1 protein-coding gene is annotated in these 1,302 nt (G+C 66.1%); it reads right to left on the minus strand.

Going from position 1 to position 1,302, the window contains the following annotated elements:
* Nucleotides 1–43 precede the first annotated feature (43 nt).
* A protein-coding gene (locus AC1D2F_RS23870; RefSeq protein ID WP_476967905.1) for an IS3 family transposase occupies nucleotides 44–1,230 on the minus strand; the annotation gives its coding sequence in 2 pieces (ribosomal slippage) (nucleotides 44–960 and nucleotides 960–1,230; 1,188 coding nt in all).
* Nucleotides 1,231–1,302 lie beyond the last annotated feature (72 nt).

The following is a 1,302-nucleotide window of genomic DNA, read 5'->3' on the forward strand; positions in this document are numbered from 1 at the left end:
TGGGCCGCTTGGGAGATTTCGGACAGCGGATTAGTGGTTTTMTCTACGCTGCCGCGGGCGGCTGCTGGTAACTGTAGTGGACCTCGTTGGGGTAGCGGTAATCCAGKGCGGAGTGCCGGCGCCGGCTGTTGTAGAAGCCCTCGATGTAGCGGATKACATCCCGYCTGGCCTGRGCCTTGGTGGCGTAGACMGTGCGGTRSACGCGCTCGTTCTTCAGCGCCGAGAAGAACGTCTCCGCGGCGGCRTTGTCCCAGCACACCCCGGTGCGGCCCATCGAGGAACGCATGCCCAGGCCCGCCACGAGGGCCCGGAAGGATGCGGAGGTGTATTGGCTGCCCCGGTCCGAGTGCCAGATCGCGCCGGGGCGGATGAGCGTGGATGCCGCGGCGTTCCGGAGCGCGGATTCGACCAGCTCGGCACGCATGTGGTCRGCGACGGCCCAGCCCACGACCTTCTTCGAAAAGCAGTCGATGACCGTGGCCAGGTAGACGAAGCCCTGCCAGGTGTGGATGTAGGTGATGTCGCCGACGAACTTCTCCCCGGGACGGTCCGCGGTGAAGTCCCTGCGCACCAGGTCAGGGATCYTCGCCGCGGCTTCRGCATCCGCCTCCGTGGTGGTGCGGAACGGGCGCGGCTGGCACGGCACCAGGTTGTTGGCCCGCATGATCTGGCGGACCAGCTCCGGGGAGCATTCGGTGCCCTCCGCGGCAAGGTCCGCGTGGATCCGCCGGTAGCCGTACGTGCCGTCGGAGGCGGCGAAGAAGTGCTTCACCCGCTCCGTGAGCACGCCCCTGCGCGCCGCGGTGGCCGACAGCGGGCGGGAGCGCCAGTGGTAGAACCCGGACCGGGACACCCCGAGCCAGCGGCACATCTTCACCAACGCCGGAACGTCCGGSGACCGGGTCTGGGAATCGATGAATTCATACTTCGCCACTACCGTGGCTCCCGCGCGAAGTATGCAGCGGCTTTTTTCAGGAACGCAGCCTCCGCACGCAGCTCCTGGTTCTCCCGCTCCAGCTCCATCAGCCGGGCCCGCTCCGAGCCCGTCAGCGGAACCTCGGTGCCCGTCGTGTCGTGTTCCTGCCGGTACTTCTTCAGCCAGTTACGCAGCGTCTCGGCACCGACCCCGTACGAGTCGGCGACGGACTTGATCGTTTTCGAAGTCGAGACGACTTCCTCGCACAGCTGGTCCTTGAACTCCTGGCTGAACCGGCGACGTGATGCAGGCATTCTGCACATTCCTCATTTCAGTAGTCCCCCGATTTTAAGGGGGCCACTGTCCGAGAACTCCGTGGCGGCCCA

The sequence above is a fragment of the Arthrobacter sp. P1_B3 genome (assembly GCF_056406615.1).